Annotated in this window: 20 protein-coding genes and 1 pseudogene; 14 read left to right on the top strand and 7 right to left on the bottom strand. The window is 71.3% G+C overall.

Annotation, left to right across the window (positions count from 1 at the left end):
* Window positions 1-4: 4 nt before the first annotated feature.
* Window positions 5-664: a hypothetical protein gene (locus ABZ805_RS10310; RefSeq protein ID WP_358437260.1), complete on the bottom strand. Its 660-nt coding sequence runs from the start codon at window positions 662-664 to the stop codon at window positions 5-7.
* A 20-nt stretch (window positions 665-684) separates the two neighbouring features.
* On the bottom strand, window positions 685-1,629 hold the full coding sequence (locus ABZ805_RS10305) for an AAA family ATPase (protein WP_358437257.1): 945 nt from the start codon (window positions 1,627-1,629) through the stop codon (window positions 685-687).
* 264 nt (window positions 1,630-1,893) lie between these two features.
* On the opposite strand from ABZ805_RS10305, the gene ABZ805_RS10300 reads away from it, so the two are divergent.
* Both ABZ805_RS10300 and ABZ805_RS10295 read left to right on the top strand, forming a co-directional pair.
* On the top strand, window positions 1,894-2,643 hold the full coding sequence (locus ABZ805_RS10300; RefSeq protein ID WP_358437254.1) for a hypothetical protein: 750 nt from the start codon (window positions 1,894-1,896) through the stop codon (window positions 2,641-2,643).
* A gap of 204 nt (window positions 2,644-2,847) precedes the next feature.
* Window positions 2,848-3,060: a hypothetical protein gene (locus ABZ805_RS10295; protein WP_358437251.1), complete on the top strand. Its 213-nt coding sequence runs from the start codon at window positions 2,848-2,850 to the stop codon at window positions 3,058-3,060.
* Window positions 3,061-3,153: 93 nt separating this feature from the next.
* Here the strand turns inward: ABZ805_RS10295 and ABZ805_RS10290 are convergent, their stop codons facing one another.
* Window positions 3,154-3,741: a TetR/AcrR family transcriptional regulator gene (locus ABZ805_RS10290; protein ID WP_358437249.1), complete on the bottom strand. Its 588-nt coding sequence runs from the start codon at window positions 3,739-3,741 to the stop codon at window positions 3,154-3,156.
* A gap of 208 nt (window positions 3,742-3,949) precedes the next feature.
* Here ABZ805_RS10290 and ABZ805_RS10285 point away from each other — a divergent pair, with 208 nt between their 5' ends.
* From ABZ805_RS10285 to ABZ805_RS10260, 6 genes and pseudogenes are all read left to right on the top strand, one after another.
* Window positions 3,950-4,402 carry a (2Fe-2S)-binding protein gene (locus tag ABZ805_RS10285; protein WP_358437246.1) on the top strand — a complete coding sequence of 151 codons (453 nt, stop codon included), beginning with the start codon at window positions 3,950-3,952 and terminating at the stop codon, window positions 4,400-4,402.
* Window positions 4,389-5,348, top strand: a complete 960-nt coding sequence (locus ABZ805_RS10280) for a xanthine dehydrogenase family protein subunit M (RefSeq protein WP_358437243.1) — start codon at window positions 4,389-4,391, stop codon at window positions 5,346-5,348. The genes ABZ805_RS10285 and ABZ805_RS10280 overlap by 14 nt, the downstream gene beginning before the upstream one ends.
* Entirely contained in the window at window positions 5,348-7,522 is a 2,175-nt protein-coding gene (locus ABZ805_RS10275; RefSeq protein WP_358437241.1) for a xanthine dehydrogenase family protein molybdopterin-binding subunit, read from the top strand. The genes ABZ805_RS10280 and ABZ805_RS10275 overlap by 1 nt, the downstream gene beginning before the upstream one ends.
* A 245-nt stretch (window positions 7,523-7,767) precedes the next feature.
* A complete protein-coding gene (locus ABZ805_RS10270; RefSeq protein ID WP_358437239.1) occupies window positions 7,768-8,148 on the top strand; it encodes a hypothetical protein in 381 nt (126 codons plus the stop codon).
* Window positions 8,145-8,879: pseudogene (locus ABZ805_RS10265) on the top strand (caspase family protein); the annotation flags it as partial. The gene ABZ805_RS10270 and the pseudogene ABZ805_RS10265, both read left to right, overlap by 4 nt.
* Before the next feature lie 600 nt (window positions 8,880-9,479).
* On the top strand, window positions 9,480-11,882 hold the full coding sequence (locus ABZ805_RS10260) for an AAA domain-containing protein (RefSeq protein ID WP_358437318.1): 2,403 nt from the start codon (window positions 9,480-9,482) through the stop codon (window positions 11,880-11,882).
* 45 nt (window positions 11,883-11,927) lie between these two features.
* Here ABZ805_RS10260 and ABZ805_RS10255 read toward each other — a convergent pair whose 3' ends face one another.
* Window positions 11,928-13,295, bottom strand: a complete 1,368-nt coding sequence (locus ABZ805_RS10255; RefSeq protein ID WP_358437237.1) for a class I SAM-dependent methyltransferase — start codon at window positions 13,293-13,295, stop codon at window positions 11,928-11,930.
* A 654-nt stretch (window positions 13,296-13,949) separates the two neighbouring features.
* Between ABZ805_RS10255 and ABZ805_RS10250 the strand changes: the two genes are divergently transcribed.
* Window positions 13,950-14,240: a hypothetical protein gene (locus ABZ805_RS10250; RefSeq protein WP_358437234.1), complete on the top strand. Its 291-nt coding sequence runs from the start codon at window positions 13,950-13,952 to the stop codon at window positions 14,238-14,240.
* 209 nt (window positions 14,241-14,449) lie between these two features.
* Complete coding sequence (locus ABZ805_RS10245) at window positions 14,450-16,684, top strand: germacradienol/geosmin synthase (protein WP_358437232.1); 2,235 nt, start codon at window positions 14,450-14,452, stop codon at window positions 16,682-16,684.
* 282 nt (window positions 16,685-16,966) lie between these two features.
* Here ABZ805_RS10245 and ABZ805_RS10240 read toward each other — a convergent pair whose 3' ends face one another.
* Window positions 16,967-18,199, bottom strand: coding sequence for a sodium:proton exchanger (locus tag ABZ805_RS10240; RefSeq protein WP_358437229.1), 1,233 nt, complete (start codon window positions 18,197-18,199; stop codon window positions 16,967-16,969).
* 542 nt (window positions 18,200-18,741) lie between these two features.
* On the opposite strand from ABZ805_RS10240, the gene ABZ805_RS10235 reads away from it, so the two are divergent.
* From ABZ805_RS10235 to ABZ805_RS10220, 4 genes are all read left to right on the top strand, one after another.
* Window positions 18,742-19,506 carry a class II glutamine amidotransferase gene (locus ABZ805_RS10235; protein WP_358437226.1) on the top strand — a complete coding sequence of 255 codons (765 nt, stop codon included), beginning with the start codon at window positions 18,742-18,744 and terminating at the stop codon, window positions 19,504-19,506.
* A gap of 281 nt (window positions 19,507-19,787) precedes the next feature.
* The gene (locus ABZ805_RS10230; protein WP_358437223.1) at window positions 19,788-21,398 is read left to right on the top strand and encodes an APC family permease; all 1,611 of its coding nucleotides are present in this window, start codon (window positions 19,788-19,790) and stop codon (window positions 21,396-21,398) included.
* A gap of 343 nt (window positions 21,399-21,741) precedes the next feature.
* A complete protein-coding gene (locus tag ABZ805_RS10225) occupies window positions 21,742-22,974 on the top strand; it encodes an LLM class flavin-dependent oxidoreductase (RefSeq protein ID WP_358437220.1) in 1,233 nt (410 codons plus the stop codon).
* A complete protein-coding gene (locus tag ABZ805_RS10220) occupies window positions 22,971-24,335 on the top strand; it encodes an NtaA/DmoA family FMN-dependent monooxygenase (RefSeq protein WP_358437217.1) in 1,365 nt (454 codons plus the stop codon). Before ABZ805_RS10225 ends, ABZ805_RS10220 begins: the two co-directional genes overlap by 4 nt.
* Window positions 24,336-24,386: 51 nt before the next feature.
* Here the strand turns inward: ABZ805_RS10220 and ABZ805_RS10215 are convergent, their stop codons facing one another.
* Window positions 24,387-25,535, bottom strand: a complete 1,149-nt coding sequence (locus ABZ805_RS10215; protein WP_358437214.1) for an MFS transporter — start codon at window positions 25,533-25,535, stop codon at window positions 24,387-24,389.
* 50 nt (window positions 25,536-25,585) lie between these two features.
* Window positions 25,586-26,485, bottom strand: coding sequence for an ABC transporter substrate-binding protein (locus tag ABZ805_RS10210; protein WP_358437212.1), 900 nt, complete (start codon window positions 26,483-26,485; stop codon window positions 25,586-25,588).
* Window positions 26,486-26,497 lie beyond the last annotated feature (12 nt).

Raw genomic sequence — 26,497 nt, 5'->3', positions numbered from 1 at the left:
ATGCTCACCACTTCCGCAGCCCGGCGAACTTGCGACGGGAACCGATCGCCTGCTTGAGGATGCGGCGCTTCAACTCCTTCAGGCTCAAGCGCTCCACCCGGGTGAGCTGCAACTCCGCGGCAACGGCCAGCAGACCTGCACGGTCCAGGTGCTGCTCGTCGAGGTATGTGGCGCCTTCCGGCTCGGTCTCGGTGACGCGGAGCCTCGCGGCGATCCCGGCCGCGGCCTCGGGCACGTCAGTCGCCGGTCCCGCCGCGGGCGGCTGTTCCGGAGCCCTGGCCGCGTTGTCGGCTTTCGGATCGTGACCACCCCGAGCACCTACCAGCAGGTCGATGAGCCGCTCCTTCTTGAGGTTGCTGTAGCCCCTCACCCCGAGGTGCTTGGCCACTTCGCGCAGCTGTTTCGCGGTGAATCCGACCTGCGAGAGGTGCTTGCGCCGCGAGTCCTCGGATTCCAGCGAGGGCAGCAGTCGCGCGGTCCCGCTCGGGTCGAGTGCCGATCCCTCGGCCACCGCAGTCGACGGCCGCCGCAGGGGTGTCCGAGTGGTCGTGGCCACTTCCGAGCCACGCACCACCGCCAGCCGGCAGGCGCCCGACAGCAGCTCGTCGACCACGGACTCACCCTGTTCCCGGAGGAAGTCGTTCCAGATCTCGCCCAGCCGCACCACGTCGTCCAGCCGGCCGCTCATTCGATCACTCCCGCGCTCATTCCCAGCTTCCCCAGGACCTCGTCCGTGAGCCGCCCGAACTCGCGGACGACGTCGTCCTTCTGCGGATGGCGCAACATCGCGGGTATCCCGCCTTCTCCCGAGCCGCTGAAGTGCTTCGTGCTGTTGCGGACCATGTTGTGCAGCACCGGCATTTCCGGATTTTGCTTCACTTCCTGGATGTACTCGTGGTGCGCCGCCGTCGGCTGCTGCGAGTAGATCTGCACCATGGTGAACACGACGCCGAGGATCTCCGGCGTGATCGGCCGGTGACCGCCGAATCCACCGTTGTGGTGCGCGAAGTTGTTGAAGTCCCGCTTCAACTCGTCGCAACTCCCCGCGAGGTATTCCAACCCCAGCGTGGACAGGTAATCGGCCTTGGCCGGGACCAGGATCTGTTCGCTGGCCACGATCGCGGTCTTGGTCACGATGCCGAAGTTCGGCGCGCAATCGATGAGCACCAAGTCGTACTCGCTGAAGCGCTCGTCCTGCAACCCGCGCCGCAGGCAGCCATGCAGCTCCAAGAACCTCCGCTGGGAGCTGTCCAGCGTCGTGGTCCCGCCGAGGTGCGCTGCGAGCTGCAGGTCGATGTTGATGAGGCCCAAGTGGGAGGAGATCAGGTCCAGCCTCCCGCCGGAGTGGCCCACCAGGCGGTTCACCGGCTCCGGGGTGAGCACCAGTTCGGCCAGTGAGAACTCCCGCCCAGGAGCATCACCATCGAACCACCTCTTGATCGTGTGCTCGTTCCTGATCCGCTCGTGCCAATCGTCCACCGGGAAGAACGAGAAGGTCAGGTTGGTCTGCGGGTCGAGGTCGAGCAGCAGGACCTTCAACCCTCGACTCGCCGCCACCGCACCCAAGTTCGCGGTGAGGGTCGTCTTGCCCACGCCGCCCTTGTAGTTCATCACTGCCACGATTCGCACAAGTTCCCCCACGCTCTCGCGCCCGATGGTGCGGCGAAACGATGCCCACAGTCGGCCAAGCGGCCCCGATGACCTTGGCAGAGCACGCGTTCTCCAGGCAACGGAAGCGGGAACGCCTCGACACGAACGGACGCTGGGCGGTACCCCGTCCACCGAATCTGCACGGCCGAACGGGTGAGGATTCTCCGGCCATCTCGGTGAACATGCGCACGACCCGGATCGAACCCGAGCTGTCGGTGATCACACCTGCCTAACCTCGTACACGTGCCGCAGACACGGGAGAACGATTCGCAGCAACGACGCAGCCTGCTCGCCCAGCTCGACTACGTCGAACTGGCGGTGAGCGGACGCACTTCGGTGGTCGGCTCCGACCTCACCGATCCCGGGGTGATGGACTGGTCGGCGGCCGCGACGATCCGCGATCCATCGGACGAGGTGGGAACCGAACTGGAATCGGATCTACGGGTGGACGGCATCGCCCTCTCGACGACGACCACGGCTGACCACGGCCAGGTGCTCACCCTCTTCGAGGCGGATGGAATCATCATCGACCTCACCCGTGCGGACGACGTCTTCGACGCTCTAGATGCGCGGAGCGCCGACGACGCTCATTTCCTCCCCCTCTTCGACGGGGAGACCGGGTTCTCGGAGATCGCAGAAGAGCTGGACGCCACGCTGGAGATCGGCGCCTCACGCGTGCTCATCGTGCACCGCGTTCGGATCGCTCCGGCCTGGCGCGGTTTGGGCGGCGTGGGTCGACTGCTGATCGGTCGTACGCTGGCCTGGATGTGCACGGGGTCAGAACTCGTCGCCGTGAACCCCTTTCCCATCGACCTGGGACCACACGTCTCGCGCGACGGCGAACTCTTCGCCGACTCACTGCGCCAGGTCCAGCGCACCTGGGCGTCGATCGGGTTCAACCCCTTCAAGGACGACATCTGGATCATGGACCCTGCACTCGGTGCGCATGAGCGGGCAATCGCCGAGATCAGCCGCGAACTCGGCCTGGACTGACGGAGCCCGCCGAACGCATCGGCATCGTCCAGGTCACCGGGATCTTCGCCATCGCCGAGCTCTGGTTCGCGACGCGGCGCTGACGGGCGGGCGAGGGGATTCCCTCCGCTCACGGACGCGAGGCTCCGGGGCGGGCGGGATCGGGTTGACTGGGACGCGCAGCGGCCTCGGTCCCGAGGCCGTCCCGATCACGAGCGAGGTCCGATGACGCGCAAGATCCTGACCACCGCCGCGCTGGCCGGCTGCCTGTTCTCCGTCGCCGCACCGGCTGCCATGGCCGCGGACTGGCGACCGGTCGGCAGCAGCACGAACAAGGCGGCGCTGGAGGCCCAGTGCGCCGCGGGCAAGGCCGCCGGGAACTGGAACGAGTGCGATTACAAGAAGATCGGCAACGTCTGGAACCTGTTCGTGCGCTGACCCCGGCGGCCGTGCCACCGATCCGCGGCGGGGTCGATCAGGTCGCCGAGCGCGAGCGCTCCCCCGTCCCGGGGATCGCTCGTCGCGGTCCGGTCACCGGTCGTTCTCCGGGCAGCAGCGGGACATCCCGCGCCACAGCAGGTCGATGAGGTCCTCGGTCTGGGCGCGCCAGGCGCCGTGCTGGTCGAGGAAGAGCAGGCCGCCGAGGCCGCGCAGCACGACCTCCGGGTCGAGGTCGGCGCGGACGGTGCCGGCTTCGGCGTTGGCGGCCAGCAGCGCCGCGACGGAGCCGACCATCGCCTCGTGCGCGGTCTTCGGCAGTTCGCCGCGGGCAGCGGTGGCGGCGCTGAGCGCGTTCGCGAGGCCGCGCTTGGTCATCATGTAGTGCGCCAGGTGGTCCGTGGTCCACACCCGGAACGCCTGCTCCGGCGGGTGGCTCTCCAGCAGGCTGGGCACCACGTCGACCAGGTGCCGCACTTCGCGCTGGTAGACGGCGAGGATGAGGTCCTCCGGGGCCGGGAAGTGGCGGTAGACGGTGCCGACGCCGACTCCGGCCCGCTTGGCGATCGCGTTGAACGACACCTCGCCACAGCTCGACAGCGAGTCCGCGGCCGCCGCGAGGATCAGCTCGTGGTTGCGCCGCGTGTCCGCACGCCGGTGGTTCACCGCACCCGTGCTCATCGTTCCTCCCGTTTCCGCTCTGCCGCTGAGAGCCTCCCGACCTGCGAATACCGGCCACTTCCGCACACGTTTGCCGACCGGATACTAATCCGCTAATCTCGATATCGGACAGCGGATTTTTATCCGGTTCCCGGCGCGACGTAGCCAACGCCCCCACCACATCATGCCGCCCGGCTCCGGGGCGCAGTACAGGCGGAGAAGAGTTCCTTTGCACATCTCACTCGAAGTCAACGGCAGCCAGGAGCAGCTCGACGCCGAACCCGGCGTGACGCTGCTCGACGCGCTCCGCGAACGACTCGACATCACCGGACCCAAGAAGGGCTGCGACCGCGGCCAGTGCGGCGCGTGCACCGTGCACGTGGACGGCCGCCCCGTGCTCTCCTGCCTCACCCTCGCGGCCACCGTGAAAGCACCGGTGACCACCGTGGAGGGACTGGGCGAGGACGCGGAGCTGACCCCGCTGCAGCAGGCGTTCGTCGACCAGGACGCCATGCAGTGCGGGTTCTGCACCTCCGGGCAGATCATGTCGGCCCAGGCGGCCATCGACCAGGACGTCACCGACGTCCGCGAGTTCATGTCCGGCAACCTGTGCCGCTGCTCGGCCTACCCGAACATCATCGCCGCGATCGACCAAGCGAGGGGCACCGATGCGACAGTTTGAGCTCACCACCCCCGGCTCCGTCGAAGCGGCCACCGCGGAACCGGCCACCTTCCTGGCCGGTGGCACGACGCTGGTCGACCTGATGAAGCTGGACGTGCTCACCCCGCAGCGGGTGCTGGACATCAACGAGCTGCCGCTGCGCGGCCTCGACGCCGCCGACGGGTTGCGGATCGGCGCGCTGGAGCGGATGAGCGACATCGCCGCGCACCCTGGCGTCTACCCGATGATCTCGCGGGCGCTGCTGCTCAGCGCCTCCCAGCAGCTGCGGAACATGGCGAGCATCGGCGGGAACCTGCTGCAGCGCACCCGCTGCACCTACTTCCGCGACGTCGCGATGCCCTGCAACAAACGCGAACCCGGTAGCGGGTGCCCCGCGTTGGACGGGGCGAACCGGATGCACGCGGTGCTCGGCACCAGTGATTCCTGCTTGGCCACCCACGCCAGTGACGTCGCGGTCGCGTTCACCGCGCTCGACGCCGAAGTGCGGCTGCTGAGCTCCGAAGGCGCCCGCACCGTGCCGCTCGCCGAGTTCTACCGCGTCCCCGGTGACACCCCGGACGTCGAGAACGACCTGCGCCCGGGCGAGCTGATCACCGAAGTGGTGGTCCCGCGCCTGGACTGGGCCGCGAACTCCACCTACGTCAAGGTGCGCGACCGCCAGTCCTACGAGTTCGCGCTGTGCTCGGCCGCCGTCGCGCTGGACGTGCAGGACGGCCGCATCGCCGACGCGCGGATCGCGGTCGGCGGCGTGGCCACCGTGCCGTGGCGGCTGCACGCCGTCGAAGAGGCGCTGCGCGGCGCCCCCGCCACCGAGGAGTCCTTCGAGCGCGCCGCGGGTGCGGCCGCCGACGGCGCCCGGACGCGAGGCGCGAACGGCTTCAAGCCGGCCCTGCTGAAGCGGACCGTGATCCGCGCGCTGCTCGAACTGACCGAGGAGGACCGCTGATGCCCAGTCGACTCGACGGGCCGGTCAAGGCCACCGGCCGGGCCAAGTACGGGGTGGACCACAACCTGCCCGGCACGGCCTACGGATACCTCGCGCTCAGCACCATCGCGCACGGCGAGATCGCGTCGATGGACCTCGCCGCGGCCCGCGCCGCCGCCGGGGTGCTCGCCGTGTACTCGCCGTTCGACCCGCTGGAGCTGAGCACGCCGACGCTCCCCGCGTTCGGCGACACCTGGGTTCCGCTGCAGGACAAGGAGGTCGCGTACTACGGGCAGCCGATCGCGTTCGTGGTCGCAGAGACCTTCGAGCAGGCGCGCGACGCCGCGCTGCTCATCGAGGTCGCCTACCACGAGCGGCCCGCGCTGACCTCGCTGGAGGAGGGGCTCGCGACCGCCGAGGACGCGCCGAGCTCCGGCCACGGCGGCGGCCCGTCCCTGGACATCCTCGCGGACGGCGTCGAGTCCATCGAGGACGCGCTGGCCGCCAGCGCCGTGGTGGTGTCCGAGACCTACTCGACCGCACCGCAGAACCACGCGCCGATGGAGCCGCATTCGGCCGTGGCGTACTGGGATTCCACCGGGCTGACCATCCACAGTGGAACGCAGGGCTCCGACATGCAGGCCGCGGAGCTGTCGATGGCGCTCGGGGTCGAGATGTCCCGGGTGCACGCGCTGAACCCGTACGTCGGGGGCGCGTTCGGCGGCAAGGGCCGCACCTCGGCGCCCGCGTTCCTCGCGGCCGCCGCGTCCCGCGACCTCGGCCGGCCGGTGAAGGCCTCCCTGACCCGCGAGCAGGTGTTCACCGCCACCGCGGGCCGCGCCGCCACCGTGCAGGAGGTCTCGCTCGGCGCCGACGCGGACGGGACGCTCGTGGCGGTGCGGCACGACTCGTGGTGCAGCACCGGCATGGACCGCTCCTTCGTGGAACCGACCTCGCACGGCACCTCCCGCGAGTGGTACGCCACCCCGAACCTGTCGCTGCGGCAGAAGATGGTGCCGCTGAACCTGCCGCCCACCACGTTCATGCGCGCCCCCGGCGAAGCCCCCGGGTCGTTCGCGCTGGAGAGCGCGATGGACGAACTCGCGGTGGCGCTGGAGATGGACCCGATCGAGCTGCGGATGCGGAACAGCTCGATCGCCCCGCCCGGCAAGGACCTGCAGTGGTCGGCGAAGTACCTCGACGACTGCTACCGGATCGGCGCCCAGCGCTTCGGCTGGGACCAGCGCACCCCGCGCGGGCGCACCGACGGCGACTGGCTGGTGGGCCTCGGCACCGCCACCGCCATGTTCCCGGCGCTGCGCTTCCCCGCCTCGGTGCGGGTCACGCTCACCGCGGACGGCAGGGCGGAGGTCGCCACCAGCGGCGCCGACCCCGGCACCGGTCTGCTGACCGTGCTCTCGCTGGTGGGGGCCGAGACGCTGGACATCGCGCCGGAACGGGTCACGCCGAAGCTGGGCGACTCCTCGCTGCCCGCGGGCGGCATGTCCGGTGGTTCCACGGCGACCGCCAGCGCGGGTTCCTCGGTGATGCTCGCGGCCTCCACGGTGCTCGACTCGCTGCTGGAACTGGCGGCCGCGCCCGGCGCGCCGTTCGAGGGCGCCGAGGTCACCTACGCGGACGGACAGGTGTTCGCCGACGGGCGGAGCATGCCGTTCGGCGAGCTGCTGCGGGCGGTGGGCCGCGACTCGCTGTCGGAAACCGGCTCCACCGCGCCCGGCGAGGAGCTGACCAAGCACTCGTTCAGCTCGTTCGGCGCCCAGTTCTGCGAGGTCCGGGTGCACCGCTGGACCCGGGAGGCCCGGGTGTCCCGGCTGCTCGGGGTGTTCGACGCGGGCCGGATCATCAACGAGAAGGCCGCCCGCAGCCAGCTCAGCGGCGGCATGATCTGGGGCGTCTCGGCGGCGCTGCACGAGGCGATGGAGGTCGAGCCCAACGGCCGCATCGCCAACGGGGACTTCGCCGGCTACCTGCTGCCGGTGCACGCCGACATCCCCGACATCGACGTGCAGTTCGTCGAGCACCCGGACACCCTGCACAACCCGGTGGGGGCGAAGGGCGTCGGCGAGATCGGCACCGTCGGCCTGGCCGCGGCGGTCGCCAACGCCATCTACAACGCCACCGGCACCCGCGTCCGCCACATCCCCATCACCATCGAGGACCTCCTCGAGGACTGACGGCCTCCCCGGGGCGCGCGGGTTCGCGCTCCCCGGGGAGTTCGGCATTCGGGTGATGATGCGCCCATCGCCTCCACCGCGGAACGGGCGGGGCGGTATGCCGTTCTTCCTCGTGGCCGGCTTGGCCCGCCACGACCCGCGTCGTACTCCGTCCGGGCGTAACTCGATCAACCCGTTCTGCGGAAGCGCCTGATCGTTCTACCCTCCCGATCGATCTTGCTTCGCCGGACGATCGGGGAGATCACATGGCACAGGGCACGCCGTACCGGATCGAAGTCCTAGCGGGTGGAGACCCGTTGCGGACCGAGCGGTGGACCCGGTCGTTGCGGGACGACCTGGCCGAACTGGACGGGTTGTCGGTCGGGTTCGTCGAAAGCGCCCCCGGTGCCCCCGGCAGCAAGGGTGGCGCGTTCACCGATCTCGCCCTGGCGGTGACCGCGCTCGTCGCCTCCAAGCAGGCAGCACCCGTGCTCACCACGGCGATCATCGAGTGGTGCCGCCGGGAACGCCGTCGCGTCGTTCGCATCACCAAGGGCGACGCCACGCTAGAGATCACCGGCAAACCGGGTGCCGCTCAGCAAGAACTCGTGCGCGAATTCCTCCGCACGTTCGGAGACGAGGGGTGACGGGACGACCGCTGCGCCGACACGCGCTCCTCATCCACACCGAGAACTACCAGGACGGGCACTTCGAGGCCCTGCCATCGACCCGCGCGGATGTCTGGCAGCTCAAGCAGGTGCTCGAACACCGCAGCATCGGCGGATTCGCCTCCGTGCGGATCGCGAGCGATCGTACCGCCGACGACATGCGCGTCGAGATCGCCGAATTCCTCGACGAACGCGAGCCGGACGAACTCGCCTTCCTCTACTTCTCCGGGCACGGGGTGCGCGCGGTGGAGACCACCGGCGAATTCCACTTCATCGCGTCCGACACGGTGCACGACCGGCTCGCCACCACGGGGGTGCCCGCCGGGTTCGTCAACGGGGAGTTGGAACGGTGCTGGGCGGCGCACAAGGTCGCGATGCTGGACTCCTGCCGCAGCGGCGGATTCGCACTCGGATTCCGGACCGCCGACCCGACGCGAGGCGCGGCGAAATCCGGGCGGGATGCACCGCTGAACAGCCGAGGCGTCTACGTGCTCAGCTCCTCGGGAGCCGCGGAGGAGTCGTTCTCCGGTGCGGACACACCGGATGGCCCCGCGCCGTCGGTCTTCACCGGCGCGGTGGTGGAAGCCCTGCGCACCGGCAAGGTCGCCAAGGATGGTTCCGGAACCGTATCGGTGGACGAGCTCTTCGAACACGTCAGTGAACGGCTCCACGGGAAGCGCGGCCAGGTTCCCACGAAATCCTCGTTCGGGGTCACCGACCGGATCGTCATCGCCTCCTCCCCCGTGGGCGAACCCCCCGTGCTCAAACCGGCACGCCAGGCCGCGGCGGCAGAATCGCCGACGGGAACCGATCACCCCGTCGGGAGAACGGCGAAGGGGAATCCCGGTTGGCAAGGGCTGATCGACTACTACCGGTCCTGCGTGTTGGACGACAAGGTGGAGACGCCGTACCTGGCGGTGTCCGAACACGGCCGCGATTACGCGTGCCTGCCCGGGTCCGAACGCATGCTGTCCGGCGACCTGGACGAGGGCGGCACCACAGAGGTCCCCGAATCGGCGGACCCCTTTCTCGCGGCAGTCGGACCGAACGACGAGCTCTGGGCCGGGTACCCGGCCGTCATGCTCCACCGCGCGCGGGAACGGGCCGTCTGGGACTCGCCCAGGTTCGCGCCGCTGCTGATGCGCCGAGTCGAACTCGTCGGCGGAGCCGATGGTGAACGACCTCGGTTCCGCCCGTTCGGACCGGTGACGCCGCATCCCGGCTTGGCGAGTGATCAGCTCGGCGAGACGGAGGCGGCCGAGCTGATCGCGACGTACCAACCGACCTGGCACGCCGGCCAGCAGGACCGGATGGCCACCGACGCCCGCAACCTCCTGGCGACGGAGTTCGGCTTGGATTGCGTGCAGGAGCTCAAACCGGCTTTCCTCGAGGAGTCCATCGACGCGAAGTCGCCCGGCGACGGAGCCCGCAACGCGGCGGTGCTCATCCGCGTCTCCCGCTCCGACGACGGCGGGAACAGCCTGGTCAAGGACCTCGACCACATCGCAGCGAACGCCGACCGGATCCGGGACACCGCGCTGGCTGCGTTGCTGTCCGAGCGTCGCGCGGAACCCACCGCCACGTCCGGACATCCGATCACGCCGCTCGCGGCGAACGAAGCGCAGCTCGCCGTTTTGCGGTCGGCGAGCTCGCACCGGCTCACCGTGGCCACCGGACCGCCCGGCACCGGTAAGAGTCAGCTCGTCGCGAACGCAGTCGCGACCGCGGTCGCCCACCAGCAGTCCGTGTTGGTCGTGTCCACCAACAACGAAGCCGTGAACGAGATCTGGCGACGCTGCGACGAGCTCCTGCCGGACGGCGTGGTCCGCACCGGGTCGAGCACCGGCGAGCAGGACTACCTGCAGCACGAGATCGATGCGCTGCAGCGGCTGGCGAAGCACCAGCCACCGGAGTCGAACCTCACCACCGTTCTCGCGGAGCACCGCCGGTCGGTCGACGACCGTGCGAGTGTGCAGCGAGAACTCGCGCACAAAGCGCGGCTGGAGACACGGATGCTCACCGCGGGTCGCGAGCGAAGCCGGCACGCGCAGTCCCTCGGCCACACGATCGCGGGACTCGCGGCGCGGCTGGGTTCCCGATCGGCGCGGTGGGAGACCAGGGCCCGCAAGGTCGCTGCCACACGAGTTTTCGGAGCCTGGCGACGCGCTCGTCTGCTGCGGGCACTCGACGTCCAGGTCGATTCGGACCCGGCGAAGGCATGCCTCGATGTCGCCGGCTTCGCCGCGGCTCAGACAGAGTGGTCCCGCCACCGCGATGAAGTGCTCGGCAGGCCCTCGGACGAATCGCTCGCCGCGTCGGCGGAAGCGGCGGAAACCGCACTGCGAGCCGCTTCCCGGCGAGTCTGGCAGGTCGCCGCCGACACGGCGGTCAACGCGGGGAAAGCGGATCTCCGGGCCACGGTCCAAGATCTGTCGACGAGATCGCGCACCTGGTCGGCTCGGCTGACCGCGCTCCGGCACGTGCGGGCCTGGGCGACGACGAGCCTGTCCATCCGGCGATTCCCTCCGCGCCCGGGCATGTTCGACCTCGTGATCATCGACGAGGCCAGCCAGTGCTCCATCCCGCAGGTCTTGCCACTGCTGTTCCGGGCGAAGCGCGCGCTGATCATCGGCGACGTGATGCAGCTCGAACACATCACCACCATCGAAGCGAGACGCGAAGCGCTCATCCGGCGCCGCACCGGCGTCACCGCAGGATTCCTCGAACAGCGGCGACTCGCCTACCAACGCCACTCCGCATTCCACGCGGCCGAGCGCGCCAACAGCGGCAGCCTCCTCCTGGACGAGCACTACCGGTGCCACCCCGACATCGCGGCGGTGTCCAACGAACTCTTCTACGGCGGCGCCCTCACGGTGCTCACCGATATCAGAGGACGCCCCGACGCAGGTCGAGCTGCCGTGAACTGGGCGGATGCATCTGGCCGGTCGGAGCGTCCTCGCTCGGGCGATTCGTGGATCAACCGCGCCGAAGTCGCAACGGTGCGCAACTGCGTCGCCTACCTCCTCGAAAGGCTCCCGGCGCACGCCACGATAGGCGTGGCCACGCCGTTCAAAGCCCAGAAGGACCTGCTCGCCGACGCACTGCGTACCGAGGAACGCGTCCGCGTCGGAACGGTGCACACCTTCCAAGGCGGCGAACGCGACGTCATCGTCCTGTCCCTGGTCGCAGCTCCGGAAATGCGCCGTGGCGCGGTCAACTGGGTGAACCGGCAGCTGAACCTGTGGAACGTCGCGATCACGCGAGCCCGCTCGCACCTCATCGTCGTCGGCGGCAGGGAGTTCTGGCGGGGGCGAGGAATCGGTGGCGATCTGGTCGGGGCCGCCGAGCTCACCGATGTCGCCCGCACCGGACGGGATGGATCGCCCACGGACACCGCCCAGCGCCTGTACGAACTGGTCTCCGATGCCCCGGACGTGCGTATCGAGCTGGGTGGCAGGGTGAACGGCTACGCGGTCGACGCCATCGTGCGGCGCGACGACGGACGGGAGCACCCGGTGCTGATCGACAGCGGTGGTGCGGCGGGCTCCGATGCAGGTCACCACCTGCACCGGATGATCCGCCGCTGCTCGTTGCTCGACCCGGTCGATGCCGCCCCCGACGCCGTCCGCCTGCCCGAGTGGACGCTGTACGACGCCGGGGCTGCACTCGCCGGATTCGGCATCGCCGACGCCGCAACGCCACCCGAGCGGTGAGTCCGTCGTCGGCGGGAGCCGCCTCGATCCGGTCGGAGCTCCCCGTCACGCTCGTTTTCTGGTGGTGAGGAAGAGGAAGGTGCTCGGGCCGCCGGCGTCGACCACGTCCATGCCCGCTTCGTCGCAGGCGCGCGCGAGGTCGTCGAGGTCGAAGGAGCGCAGGCCGAAGATGCGTTCGTGGCAGCGTTGGAAGTGGCGTTGGAAGGAGCGGGTGCCGGGCCGGTAGGTGGTGGCGGTGAAGGTTCCCGCCGGGTGCAGGCAGCGGGCGATCTCGGCGATGACCCGCTGCGGCTCCGGCAGCACGTGCAGCGCGTCGGAGCAGTTCACCGCGCCGAGGAACCCGTCGGGGAACGGCAGGGCGCGGGCGTCGCCCTCGGTGAACAGCACGCCGGGGACCGCGAACCGGGCGACCTCCAGCAGCGCCGCCGCCGAGTCCAGGCCGAGCACGCGGTCCGGGCCGACCTGCTCGGCCAGCACCCGCGTCCAGCGGCCCGCGCCGCACGCCACGTCGAGCACCGGGCCGGGCGCGGGACGCAGGTTCCGGCGCAGGTAGGCGTCCTCGTCGCGGACCGAGACGGTCCGGTCCCAGTTGGCTCCGGGCACCGTGGCGGATTCGGGGCGCAGCAGTTCGGCGTCGCGCACCGCGACCGGGTCGTGCTCCAGCAGCCGCCGGTACGCGCCGGGCGGCACGGTCCCGGTGAACTGGGGTGGATCGGGCAGCTCCGGCCAGCCGATCTCCTGCTGCACCTGGTGTTCGGCGCGGGCGCCCTGGTAGGCGAGCAGCGCCGCGGTCTCCGCCTCCCACAGGTCCGCGAGTTCCGCACCGGCCCGGGCGGGGCCGGTGACCGGCACGAGCGGCTCCCAGAAATCGGGCGACGGCCAGGACCGCCCGAGCTGGGCGGTGCGGGTGGGATCGGTGAGGTCCGGGGCGGTCAGGCAACGCCGGATGCGGGACAGCTCCGCTTCGTCGGTGATCCGCCCCGCCACCGGCAGGATGCGATCGCGGTGCGCCGGGAAGTGCGCCAGCAGGTACAGCACCGCGGTGCGCAGGCACTGCTCGGTGTCGGGCCGTTCCAGCAGCCGCAGCGGCGCGTCGAGGCGTTCGGTGAACACGTCCCGGATCTGTCCGGGCAGGTACGAGCGGGTCGCGTCCTCCCCGGCGAGCAGCCCGAGCAGCACCGCGACCCGCGGCCGGTTGGGGTGCGGCGGGCCGGTGAGGACCTCCATCGGCCCGACCAGGTCGGCCGGGCCCACGGCGGCCGGGTCGAGCAGCTGTTCGGCGAGCCGGGTGAAGGCGGCATCGGCCGTGCCCCGGTCCGGGTGCGCCAGCGCGGCCCGCAGACCGCCCCAGCCGTGACCGGGTTCGCGGTCCGCGGGGACCCGGTGCAGTCCCGGTTGCTCTTGTGCACGCATCGACTCGACTCCTTCGCTGTTCCCACCGCTGCCCCGCGGCACCCGAGCGCCCGGACCGGGAGGCGCCCGGGGCGCGGCATCGCCGAATTCGGGAAGCGGTCGGGGACCCCTGTCGCGGGGCGGGATGTGCGGATCTGAAGGGGCGCGTCGTTGCGCCGGATCGCGGTCGGCGGAGATCCGCGCGACTGACCGCGGGGCCCGGACCTCCTCGTCCGGGGCGCGTTCGCCGCAGGCGGGCCGGGATCGATCCATCATGGACGCATCGGACCTGCGGTGACCACCACCGAAAGCGTTTTCCTGCATCCCCGCGTCGAGTGAGCACCGGACCGCTCCTGATCACCGACGGTGGATCCGCACCCGCACGACCGACCCCGTCAGCGCGGTGCACCTCCCCCCAACGGGTAGCCGTCGCCGATCTTCCTTGCCGTGCGCACGACGGCGCTGCCATGCTCGGCCGCGCCTTCCGGCGGTCGATCGTCGGTGCGCGCCGGGAGATCCGATCCACGATCCCGGTCGCGCGGAAACCCCTGCGCCGCAACGCATTCCCGTCCCGGCGCGACGGCGCGCAGGCGCCCGCTCCCCCGCTCCCGCGGAGATCCAGGAGAACACGATGCGCATCCCGTTATGCAGTGCCGCGGTTCCGCCGGTGCCGCGATGAGCGGCGACGAGCTGGCCCGCGCCCAGGCGATCCTCAGCGACCTCTGCTTCGCCCCGTGCGCCCGCCACCCGGAGGACCGGATCCGCGACCACCTGGAGCTCGACCCGGCCGAGATCGCCGAGCTGGAGCTGCAGCTGCGCAGCAGGCACCACATCCACCTCGACCTGTGGGACGCCTTCGACCACACGCTCGCCGAGCTCGCCGCCATGCTGGCCGACGGCGCCGCGACGCCCCTTCGGGAGGTGACTCCCGCCCCGGCGCACCACTCGATCAGGCCACGGCGTTGACGGTGCGCGACGGGTTCTGCCCGGGGGGCTTGGGCCGGGCGGGTGAGACGTTCCCTCTCGATCGAGTGCACCTGTCGTCGCGATCTTGGCCCGTTGCTCGAAACCTGGTTGCCTGCTCCACCGAGACCACTCCCCGTGGGCCGGACGGCGCATCCCGACGGCCCCAGCCGACCCCCGCCCGCCCCGGCGGAGTTAGGACAGGTGCGCACGTGCAACCGTTCCAGCTGCCCGAGTTCTACGTGGCTCATCCGGCGAGGCTGAACCCGCACCTGGAGCGCGCCCGCCGCCACACCAAGGAATGGGCCTACCAGCAGGACATGATCGACGTCCCGCAGCAGGGCATCGCGATCTGGGACGAGCAGGACTTCGACGCGCACGACTACGCGCTGCTGTGCGCCTACACGCATCCCGACGCGCCCGGCCCCGAACTGGACCTGGTCACCGACTGGTACGTGTGGGTCTTCTACTTCGACGACCACTTCCTGGAGCTGTACAAGCGCACCCACGACATGGCCGCCGCCCAGGAGCACCTGGACCGGCTGGCGCTGTTCATGCCGATCGAAGGGCCCATCACCGAGACGCCGCGCAACCCGGTCGAGGGCGGCCTGGCCGACCTGTGGAACCGGACCGTGCCCGCCCGGTCGGCGGACTGGCGGCGGCGGTTCGTGGAGAGCACCCGCAACCTGCTCGACGAATCGCTGTGGGAGCTGCACAACATCAACCGCGGCCGCCTGTCCAACCCCATCGAGTACGTGGAGATGCGGCGCAAGGTCGGCGGCGCCCCCTGGTCGGCGAACCTGGTGGAGCACGCGGTGAACGCCGAGGTGCCCGCGGAGATCGCCGCGACCCGGCCGATGGAGGTGCTGCGCGACACGTTCTCCGACGCGGTGCACCTGCGCAACGACCTGTTCTCCTACGAGCGCGAAGTGCTCGACGAGGGCGAGCTGTCCAACGGGGTGCTCGTGTTCGAGCGGTTCCTCGACTGCGCCACCCAGGATGCTGCGGAGGCGGTGAACGACCTGCTGACCTCGCGGCTGCACCAGTTCGAGCACACCGCGCTCACCGAGGTGCCCGCCCTGTTCGAGGAGCACCAGGTGGACCCGGCCGCGCGCGCCGGGGTGTTCGCCTACGTGAAGGGCTTGCAGGACTGGCAGTCCGGCGGGCACGAGTGGCACCTGCGCTCCAGCCGCTACATGAACGGCGAGACCCGCGACGACCCGGTCCCGGCGAACGGGCTGTCCGGGCCGACGGGGCTCGGCACCTCCGCCGCGCACATCGCCACCTCGCTGCTGCGCACCGCGCCGCAGCGCGCCCGGTCGTTCCGGCACCAGCCGTACCAGCCGGTGGGCCCGGTGCCGCGCCAGGCGATGGACATGCCGTTCACCGCGAAGTCCAGCCCGCACCTGGACCACGCGCGCGAGCACACCGTGGAGTGGGCGCACCGGATGGGCCTGCTGGACGGTTCGGTGTGGACCGAGCAGCTGATCCGGGACTTCGACCTGGCGCTGTGCGCCTCCGGCATCCACCCGGACGCCAGCGCCGAGCAGCTGGACCTCTCCACCGACTGGCTGGCCTGGGGCACCTACGGCGACGACTTCTACCCGGTGGTGTTCGGCCGCACCGGCGACTACGCCTCCGCGAAGGTGTGCACCGAGCGGCTGCCGCTGTTCATGCCGGTCGAGGACGAGCCGGTGCCGGAGCCGGCGAACGCGCTGGAGGTGTCGCTGCTGGACCTGTGGCGGCGCACCACCGCACCGATGGGCACCGATGCGCGCCGCACGTTCCGCCGCACCATCGTCGTGATGATCGACAGCTGGTTGTGGGAGCTGGGGAACCAGCTGCAGAACCGGATTCCGGACCCGGTGGACTACATCGAGATGCGGCGCCGGACGTTCGGCTCGGACCTGACGATGAGCCTGTGCCGCCTCTCGCACGGGAACGTGGTGCCGCCGGAGATCTACCGGACGCGGACGCTGCGGTCCATCGAGAACTCGGCGGCGGACTACGCGTGCCTGCTCAACGACGTGTTCTCGTACCAGAAGGAGATCGAGTACGAGGGCGAGCTGCACAACTGCATCCTGGTGGTGCAGAACTTCCTGGACTGCGACAAGGACCGCGCGGTGCGGGTCGTGGTGGACCTGATGAACGCGCGGATGAGCCAGTTCCAGCACGTGGTGGCCGAGGAGCTGCCCGCGCTGTTCGAGCAGTTCGACCTGGACGACGCGGCCCGCGAAGTGCTGCTCGGCTACGTGGAGGAGCTGCGGAACTGGCTGTCCGGAATCCTGGTGTGGCACGACGGCTGCTACCGGTACCAGGAGTCGGCGCTGCGCAGGCAGCCCGCGGCGGCGCCGGTGGTGGCGGCCGCGGTGCTGGGAGGCCCGACCGGGATGGGGACCTCAGCAGCCCGCATCGCGGAGACCCTGCGTGCCGCCGGGGTGAGTTGATCCCGTTTCGTAGGGCTCGAGTGGCGGAACCTCACTGCCTGCCTTTGAACTGGGTTTGCATAGCACTCGGGTAGCGGAACCTCAGCGGTTCCCTCGCTGCGGGATCGATTTCTCATGTACCAAGCCCGTACACAGCGAAATCGCTGTCCTCGCGAGGGAACCGCTGAGAACCCGCCGGTGGTCCGGTTGATCAGGTGGTCGGTAGCTCAGCGGCTTCGCCGCTGACAAGACACTGCAAGGCCGCCTGCGGTCGAGTTCGACGACGAGTGTGCGGAGCGACCGTCAGGTGCCGGTGGTGATGGGCCGCGGGCTCTCCTCGTCGGCCGTGCTGCGGCGGAACGGGGCCGCGAGGGTCGGCAGGACGTGGTGCCGGTTGCGGATCAGCGCCGCGATGGCGAGCACCGCGTACACCGCGCAGAGCACGTAGCGCGCGGTCTGGCCGGGCAGTGCGAACTGCGCGGCGAACAGCCCGAGCAGCGCCCACGCCGCCCAGCGCGGGAACCGCAGCGCCAGCAGCGCGGCCACGCCCAGCAGCGTCTGGGTGGCGGTGAGCAGGAACTCCTCGATCTGCCGGGCGTCCAGGTGCAGCGCAGTGCCGCCGCCACCGGCGAGGTAGGCCAGCGGGAGGCTGCCGACGAGCAGCGTCCACTGGTTCACCTTGCTGGAGATCAGCGTGCCGATCGCGTCGTCGCCCTTGCCGCGGATCGCGAACAGGATCGCCACGATGAACTCCGGCGCCTCGGAGGCCAGCGGCGCCAGCCACTGCACCAGCAGGAACCGGTCGATGCCGAGCTCGGTGCCCGCGGCGATCAGGTTGTGCGCGAACGGTTCAGCGCAGGCGAGGATGACGGCGGCGGCGAACACGAACAGCACCACCACCAGGGTGCGGCGCGGCCGCTGCGGCAGCCGGCCGATGGTGGCGGCCGGGCCGACCAGGTCCGGTTCCCCGACCTCGGCGCGGGAGACCTTCCACAGGTAGAAGACGAAGAACCCGAGCAGGGCGAAGCCGAGCAGCAACGAGATCTGCCCGGTCGCGGGCACGACGAACGCGACGACGGAGGCGATGGCCAGGAACCCGAGCTCCACCCGGTACGGGGAGTCCAGGGTCAGCTCGCGCACCGTCGCACCGGTCCGCTTCTTCGCGACGGCGAGCCCGATCAGCACCACCGACGACCAGCCGAGGCCCAGCAGCAACCGGTTCGAGCCGGTCATGTTCGCGGCCGCGTAGGCGACGTACTCGGGGTTCGACCCCGCGGTGTAGGCGAAGTACAGGTCGACGGCGTACTCGGGAAGCACGGCGATCACGGCGAGGATCGCGATCGCCAGGCCACCGGAGATGTCGACCTGCGCGGCCTCGGCGGCCCAGGCGAGCACGAACGAGGCGGCGACGACGGCCATCCCGAACAGCAGCAGGCCGAGCAGCGGCGCCGGGGCCGCTCCGGTGGCGCGCACGACGAGCGCGGGCGCGGTGAGCGCGGCGCACAGCCCGATCGGGCGCAGCAGCTTGACGAACACGGGGGTCCTTCCTGGACGGTGGCGCCTCGCCGGGACGTCCAGGGGGTCTCGGCCAGGCGGTGCGACGGCTGGCCGAAGGTCTCGCCCACCCGGCTTCGGCCGGGCCCCGCCGCCGGAGAACGCGGAGTTCTCAGCATGTCGACAGCGGGCTTGCGGGCTACTCCCCTTCGGAACGACTACGAGGCTGCCACCTGCGGAGATGTCGCCACAACCGATGATCGGAACGCCCCTGCGGCGAGATTTCCGCCGCTGCGCACCGGATTCGTCCCGTCGGCACGCCGAAACCCGCCGAACGGCGTCCCGCAGGAGCGGGCGTGCCCAGGGACGCCGCGCGGTGGCCGGTGCGACCGCGGCGGAGTCCCGGTGGTCCCGGCACCGGCACCCGGAATCCGGCGGCGTGAGCACGCTCACGTCCTCGGGTGCGGCGCACCGCACGGCGACCGGTGATCGGCGGATGGCGTAGTTTTGCTCCCAGGTGACGGGATTCCCGGTGAGGGATTTCCCGACGCCGTCCCCGACCGCCCCGCTCCCAGGGAGTAGCCATGTGCCGTTTGCTCGGTGTCGTCGCCCGCGAACCCGCGACGCTCGGCGACCTGCTGGCGGAGGAAATCCCTGAATTCCTGGAGTTGTCGCGGGAACACGCGGACGGCTGGGGAATCGCGTCCTGGTCCGGGACGGAGGCGGCGGTGGTGCGCGACGTCGCGGCGGCGCACGACTCGGCCCGGTTCGAGGCGGCGACCCGCACCGAGCTGGACTCGGGGCTGCTGCACATCCGGCTCGCCAGCTCCGGTTCGCCGGTGGCGCCGCAGAACACGCACCCGTTCATCGCGCCGGGAATCGCCTTCGCGCACAACGGTTTCTTCGCTCCCAGGGATGCGCTGGACGCGGTGATCCCGGGTGAGCTGCTGGCCACCGCGGCGGGCAACACCGACTCGGAGCGCTACTTCCTGCTGCTGCGCGCGCTGCTGCGCGAGCACGACCCGGCCACCGCGATCTCGCTGGCGGCCGCGCGGATCCGGGCTCGTGCCACCGAATTCGCCAGCTTGAACTGCCTGCTGCTGACCGAGGACGCGCTGTACGCGTACTCCGAGGAGGACCCGGAGTCCGAGGTGAGCAAGCGCCGCGGGCCGGACTTCTTCCGGCTGCGCTACCACGCCACGGCGGACCGGGTCGCGGTCGGTTCGAGTGGGATGCCGTCCGCGGAGGTGGACTGGACGCTGCTGCCGTACCGCCAGGTGCTGGAGATCGGTCGCGGCGACCTGCGGGTCACCGTCCACCCCGAACTCCCGGCGGTCACCGCGGCCTGACCCGTCCGCTTCGCCCGGTTCGCGGCCGGTTCCGCGCCGAACCTGGAACGAACCTTCCCACGATGTGGTACGCCCGCGAAGTGCCGTCGGCAGCGCTTTCCGGGGCTCCGGGCGGGTTTTGCGGGGTCCCGCCCGCTCGGGTACAAACGATCACGCACTTGATCAGGAAGTGCTCGGGTCCCGCGGACATCGCCGCCGCGGACCGATTCTCCCCGTGACGCGCCCCGCACCTCGGGTGCCCGCGCGCGTCCGCCGTTGACCCCGGGAAGCCGAGAACCACCATGAACAGCCCAGCACCACCCGCCGACACGACGTCCACATCGGACGGTTCGGCGCACTCCCCCCGCCTGCGCAAGGAGCTCGGCTTCTGGAGCCTGACCGCGATCGGGTTCAGCGGCATCATGGGCTCCGGCTGGCTGTTCGGCGCCCAGTACGCCGCGCAGGCCGCCGGCCCCGCCTCGCTGCTGTCCTGGGTGGTCGGCGGCGCCGCGTTCACCCTCATCGCGCTGGTGCTCATCGAACTGGGTGCGAGCCGCCCGGTCGCCGGTGGCATCGTGCGCTGGCCGTTCCTGTCCAACGGCCCGCTGACCGCGGGGATCGTCGGCTGGTCGGTGCTGCTGGCCACCAGCAGCGCCACCGCGGCCGAGGCCTCCGCCATCACCCAGTACGCCAGCCACTACCTGCCGTGGCTCTACGAGGACGACGCGCTGACCGCGCCCGGCCTGGTGCTCTCCGCCGCGCTGCTGGCGCTGGTGATGCTGTTGAACTGGTTCGGCGTGCGGCTGTTCGCGCGGGTCAACTTCGCGCTCACCGCCATCAAGTTCGGCGTTCCGGTGATCACGCTGGTCGCGCTGCTGGCCTCCGGGTTCTCCCAGGGCGGCGACCCGGTGGCCGCGGGCGGCGGGTTCGCCCCGTACGGCTGGACGGCGGCGCTGAGCGCGGTCGCCACCGCCGGGATCATCTACACCATCAACGGTTTCGCCCCGACGATCGATCTGGCCGCCGAGGCCCGCGATCCGCGCCGCGACATCCCGCGCGCGGTGCTCACCGCGATCGGGCTGGCGGTGCTGCTGTACCTGGGCCTGCAGGTGGCGTTCCTGTACGCGGTGCCGGAGAGCGCGCTGGCCGGTGGCTGGCACGGCATCGACTTCAGCTCCCCGTTCGGCGAGCTCGCGCTGCTGCTGAACCTGGGCTGGCTGGCCGCGCTGCTCTACGCCGACGCGGTGGTCTCCCCTGGCGGGGCGCTGCTGGTCGGCATCGCGGGCAACAGCCGCGTCACCTACGCGATGGCGCGCAACGGCGCGCTGCCGAAGCGGGTCACCGAGGTGCACGCCGGGTCGGGCGTGCCGCGGGCGGCGCTGCTGGTGAACTTCACGCTGGCGCTGATCCTGCTCGCCCCGTTCGACGGCTGGCAGGACATCATCGGCGTGGCGGGCAACCTGTTCCTGCTGAACTACTCGGTGGCGGCCGTGTCGGCGGCGGCGTTCCGGCGGGCCCGCCCGGACGCGGTGTCCGGCTGGGTGCCGGGGATGCGCTGGCTCACCCCACTGAGCTTCGTGGTGTCCGCCGAGATCATCTACTGGTCGAAGTGGGACAAGCTGAGCGTGGTGCTGCCGCTGGCGCTGCTCGCGGTGCCGCTGTTCGCGCTGATCACCAAGTACCGCGGGGCGTTCCTCGCGCAGCTGCGGCAGAGCGCGTGGCTGATCACCTACCTGGTGGTGCTGTTCGCGATCTCGGCGCTGGGCGGTTTCGGCGGCACCGAGCTGATTCCGGCGCCGCTGGACAGCGCGCTGGTCGCCGTCGGCGCGCTGCTGATCTACTTCTGGGGCGCCCGCTCCGGTGAGCGGCACCTGGCGAACTCGGACGCGGACGAGCGGGAGATCACCGACTGACCGGACACCGCGGCGGCCCGACCGCCGCACCGGAACGGCTCGCGGCGCACCACCGGCCGCGGGCCGTTCCGCGTTTCCGGGCCCGCCACCAGCGGCGTCCCGCATCGTGGCCGCAGCGGCGCGGTGGGGCGCGGCGAACGTAGAGTTCTCGGTGCGGCGAGCGGGAAACCCGGCTCGCCACCGCCCGGCGAGGGAGGAACCGATGCGGGACACCGTGCGCGGCCCCGGTTTCCGGGGCGCCCGCCGACGGCACGTGGACCTGCTGCGCATCGCCAGCGCGGCCTGTCGCTGAGCAGCTCGCTCGCGTCCGGTTCCGCTCCCTCCGCAGGAGGTCCGCCCCCGCATGTCCGCACATCCCGAGCACCCGCTGCACCTGGCCGTCGCGCTCGACGGCGCCGGGTGGCATCCCGCCGCGTGGCGCGATCCGCAGGCCACGCCACAAGCGCTGTTCACCCCCGGCTACTGGACGGCGCTGGTCCGCGCCGCCGAACGGGGCCTGTTCGACTTCGCGACGATCGAAGACGCACTGGGCCTGCAGTCCGACGACCACCTCAGCACCACCGACCGCCGCACCGACCGGGTGCGCGGCAGGCTCGACGCGGAGCTGATCGCCGCGTTCGTCGCGCCGCTGACCAGCAGGATCGGCCTGGTGCCGACGGTCACCACGACGCACACCGAGCCGTTCCACCTCGCCTCGGCGCTCGCAACGCTGGACCACGACAGCCTGGGCCGCGCGGGCTGGCGGGTGCAGACCTCGGTGCGCTCCGACGAGGCCGCGCACTTCGGGCGGCGCGCCCTGCCCGAGATCCGCCGCGAGCTCCTCGGCACCCCGGAGGTCGACGCCGCGGTGGCCGACCTGTTCGAGGAGGCCGCGGATGCCGTCGAGGTGGTCCGCCGGTTGTGGGACAGCTGGGAGGACGACACCGAGATCCGGGACGCCGCCACCGGCCGTTTCCTGGACCGGGACAAGCTGCACCACGTCGACTTCAGCGGCCGGTTCTTCTCGGTCCGCGGTCCCGGGATCGTGCCGCGCCCGCCGCAGGGCCAGCCGCTGGTGGTGGTGCTGGCGCACGGCCGGACCGCCTACGAGCTGGCGGCCCGCTCGGCGGACGTGGTGCTCGTGACGCCGCAGCAGGCGAGCGACGTGCCGCGGATAGTCGCCGAGGTGCGCGCGGCCGAACGGGCCGTGGGCCGCACCGGCGCTCCGCTGCGCGTCCTCGCCGAACTGGTCGTCGCGGTGGACGCGGACGCGGCCGCCGCGCGGGACCGGGTGCGGCCGCTCGACGAGCTGGCCGGTGCGCCGCTGCGCTCCGATGCCGCGATCGTCACCGGTTCCCCTGCGGAGCTGGCCGACGTGCTGCAGGAGTGGCGGGCGGCGTCGCCGGAGCTCGACGGGTTCCGGCTGCGGCCCGCGGCGCTGCCCACCGATCTCGACGCGCTCGCCGACGGGCTGGTGCCCGAGCTGCAGCGGCGCGGCGCGTTCCGCACCGAGTACGACACCGTCAGCCTGCGCGAGCGCTTCGGGCTGGCGCGCCCGGCCAGCAGGTACGCGAACACCGCGGAGGTGGCCCGATGAGCGCGGCCAAGCAGGTGGTCCTCGGCGCCTACTTCCCCGGCGTCAACCACGACACCGTGTGGAGCGACCCGGCCTCGGGCAGCCACATCGACTTCGCGTCCTTCGAGCACTGGGCGCGCACCGCCGAGCGCGGCAAGCTGGACCTGCTGTTCCTCGCCGAAGGGCTGCGGCTGCGCACCCGCGGCGAGGCGATCTTCGACCAGGACGTGGTGGGGCGCCCGGACACGTTCACCGTGCTGGCCTCGCTGGCCGCGGTCACCGAGCACGTGGGGCTCGCCGGGACGATCAACTCGACGTTCAACGAGCCGTACGAGCTGGCCCGCAAGTTCGCCACCCTCGACCTGCTCTCCGGCGGGCGGGCGGCGTGGAACGTGGTGACCAGCTTCGACGCGCCCACCGGGGAGAACTTCCGCCGCGGCGGGTTCCTGCACCCCGCGCAGCGCTACGAGCGGGCCGGGGAGACGCTGGCGGCGACGCGGCGGCTGTGGGACTCGTGGGGCTCGGACGCGGTGGTGGCCGACCGGGCGACCGGCCGGTTCCTGCGCGACGAGCACGTCGGCGACTTCGCGTTCCGCGGCGAGCAGTTCGACATCGCCGGGCGGTTCGCCACGCCGCGGTCGCCGCAGGGTCATCCGGTGGTGCTGCAGGCCGGGGAATCGCCTGCGGGGCGGGACTTCGCGGCGGCGAACTCGGATGCGATCTTCTCCCGATACCAGCGGTTCGACGAGGCACGTGCGTTCTACACCGACGTGAAGGCGCGGGTGCGCAAGGCGGGGCGGGACCCGGACGAGGTGAAGATCCTGCCGTCGGCCGCGATCATCCTCGGTGACACCGAGGCCGACGCCCGCGACCGGCACGCCGACATCCGCAGCCGCCAGATGGACCCGTTCACCTCGATCGTGCTGGCCGAGACGGTGTGGAACCGGGATCTGTCCGATGTGGACCCGGACGGGCCGGTGCCGGACCTGGAGCCGACGCCCGAGGCCCCCAAGTGGATCAAGGGCCGGGCGCCGTTGACGCAGGACGCGCACGCCACCGCCGAGGCCTGGCGGGAGCTGGGCCGCCGCGAGGGGCTCACGTTGCGGCAGGTGGTGACGAAGGTGTTCGACCGCAACGTCTTCGTCGGCACCCCGTCCTCGGTGGCCGCCGAGATCGACCGGTACGTGCGGGAGGGGGCGGTGGACGGGTTCATCCTCGGCTCGCACGTGAGCCCGTCCGGCCTCGACGAGGTGGTGGACCGGGTGGTCCCGCTGCTGCAGGACCGCGGCGTGTTCCGCACCGAGTACACCGGTACGACGCTGCGGGACAACCTCGGCCTCGCACCGGCGTCCCGCTTCGGCGAACCCGGCACCGCCGGCTGATCCACCAGGTGAATGGCCCATCGGCCCGGTCACGATGGGCGAATGGGCCATTCACCTGAGTGGTCCGGGGACTCGACGGAGCGAGGTCGCGGTCAGCAGCACCAGGAGCGCGGCCAGCGGGGCGGTGCAGGTGGCGGCGAAACCCCAGCGCGCGTCCAGGTCGTAGAGCGGCACCCACAGCACCGGCGCCAGCGCCCCGCCGAAGAACTGCGCCGCCAGCGCCAGCGACGCCGCCCCACCCCGGTTCGACGGGGCGCTCGTCGCGGCGAGCTCGTTGACGATGGTGCGGATGCCGGTGACCGCGGCACCCGCCGCCAGCACCCCCGCGACGACCGGCAGCGGCCCCGGGCCGAGCGCGGCGGCGAGCAACCCGGCCGCGAGCAGCCCGTTCAACACCATCCCCCGCCCCCGCGGCCCGGAGCGCTCCGCCCACCGGCCCAGCGGCCCGGCCGCCGCCACCCCGGCGGCACCGAACGCCGCGCTGACCAGACCTCGTTGCACCGGACCGAAACCGAAGTCGTCCGCGACCCGCAGCACCACCAGCACGGTGAGCCCGATCGCCCCCAGGTAGCTCAGGAACGACAGCGCCGCGGCCAGCCCCAGCCTGCGGTTGAGCAGCACCCGCCAGGACACCGCACCGGTGGCCCGGCGCGCCGAGGCGGCCGCGTCCGGCGGCAGCAGCACCAGCACCCCCGCCAGCAGCGCGGGGAAGGCGAATGCGAGCCGCCAGTGCCAGGCCGCCGCCACCCCGGTGAGCAGCGGGCTGAACCCCTGCCCCGCGGCCTGCATCGCCGCGAACCACCCGAGCGCGCGCCCGCGCCGCTCCTCCGGCACCGAGTCGATGATCGAGGCCACCAGCAGCGGCGTGATGAACGCGTTCGCCGCGCCCTGCACGGCCCGCCCGAGCAGGAACACCTCCATCGTCGGCGCGACCGCGCACAGCACCGACACCAGCCCGAACACCACCAGCGAGGCGCGCACCACCCGCCCGCGGCCCCAGCGCTCGGCGAGGGTCCCGGACACCAGCAGCAGCGCCGCGAACGGCACCATGTAGACGGTGACGGAGGCCGCGGCGACCGTCACCGAGCTGTCCAGCCCGACGGCGACCTCGTGCACCATCGGCGTGATCATCGTGCTGCCGTAGGGACCGAGGACCCCGCCCGCGTACAGCGGCCACACCCGAGGTCCGCGGCTCGACATGCTCGGCACCTCCCACCGGACCGGCCGGTGCCGTCCGCCGTCCCGCCGGTTCAGATCCGGACGAGGTTCTCGACCACCTTGCCGTATCCGGAGTCCTCCTGCACCAACCCCCAGCTCACCATCCAGTCGTAGGTGCGCTGGAACTCCGCCTGTGGGTAGGGGCGCGGTTCCACGAAGCGCAGCCGGTCCAGCCGGAAGTCCGCGGCGGAGAGCCGTTCGATCTCCGGCGGGACCTCGCCGATGAGGTGGTGCAGGTAGGGCCGCGGGTCCTCGTTGAGCTTGTGCACCGCCTTCACCACCGCGCGGTTGATCGCCTCGTAGGTGCTGGTGGGCAGGTCGGGGCTCGCGATCTCCGAACCGGCGTAGTACGCCTCGGCGAGCAGCCGGTACCCCTGCTTCTCGGCGACCGAGATCCACGGTTCCATCAGCGCGACGGCCGCGATCTCCCGGTCCCGCAGCGCCTCGAAGCGCTGCTGCGGCCCGCCGACGTGCACCACCTTGATCTCCTCGCGCGGCAGGAACCCTTCCAACGTCTGCAGGGCGAGGTAGTGCGACCCGTGGTGGAAGTTCACGCCGACCGCTTCGCGCGCCAAGTCCTGCGGGTGCACGGCGGGCGAGTCCGGGTGCACGTACAGGCCTTGGCTGAGCACTGCGGCGCGCTTGCTCACCACCCGCCCGCCGACCTGGGTGTCGACGGACCGCCGGATCTGGCCCCACTCGCAGGCGCGGTACAGGGTGGCCTCGCCGCTCTCGAAGTGGGATTTGGTGCTGCCGAACGCGCTGAGCAGCTGGTGGTCCTCCAGGAAGCCGACGCCGGCGCCCGCGTAGCCCTTGGGGACGAACTCGACCTCCAGGCCTTCCTCGGCGTAGTAGCCCTCGTCGGCGGCGACCAGCTGCGGCAGCGAGAACACCAGCGACAGCAGTTCCATGGTGACCTTGTCGTGGGCCATGTCGGCCTCCTC

Origin of the sequence: Saccharopolyspora sp. NPDC047091, from assembly GCF_040643635.1 — a bacterium.
In the GTDB taxonomy this organism is placed as follows: Bacteria; Actinomycetota; Actinomycetes; order Mycobacteriales; family Pseudonocardiaceae; genus Saccharopolyspora_C.
Note: the sequence above shows the minus strand (reverse complement) of the source record. Positions and strands in the feature narration are given on the sequence as shown.